The sequence below is a fragment of the Acetomicrobium sp. S15 = DSM 107314 genome (genome assembly GCF_016125955.1).
In the GTDB taxonomy this organism is placed as follows: domain Bacteria; phylum Synergistota; class Synergistia; order Synergistales; family Thermosynergistaceae; genus Thermosynergistes; species Thermosynergistes pyruvativorans.
Genome location: NZ_JADEVE010000276.1, coordinates 1 through 318, shown reverse-complemented (window position 1 = coordinate 318; position 318 = coordinate 1). Strand labels below are relative to the sequence as shown.

At 57.5% G+C, this 318-nt stretch carries 1 protein-coding gene; it reads left to right on the top strand.

Annotation, left to right across the window (positions count from 1 at the left end; genetic code table 11):
• Positions 1-180: hypothetical protein (locus EZM41_RS13770; protein WP_232619215.1), on the top strand; the 180-nt coding region annotated here is incomplete at its 5' end.
• Positions 181-318 lie beyond the last annotated feature (138 nt).

Here is a 318-nt window from a genome sequence, read left to right as displayed (position 1 = left end):
AAGACAACAAAATCGTCGGCCAATGACTCAGCGCTTCCCCTTCTGTGCAATGTGTGCGTCATCGTCTATTCCTCCTTCGCGAGAGGCCTTCCAAGCCCTCTGCGCAAGGGAATGGCGTTGAGGCATCGAAGCTTGAGCCCGGGAGCTTCGATCCCCAATTCCCCCGCGGCGCGCTCATAGCTGTTGATGAGCAAATTTCCAATGGGATCTTCGAGCTCGTGTTCCCCCTCGCAGGTGGCGCACCTTAAAGAGATGGCCGACGAGATCGGCGGACGCGCCTATATTCCTTACCTCGAATCCGGCGTGAACGCTGAGGAC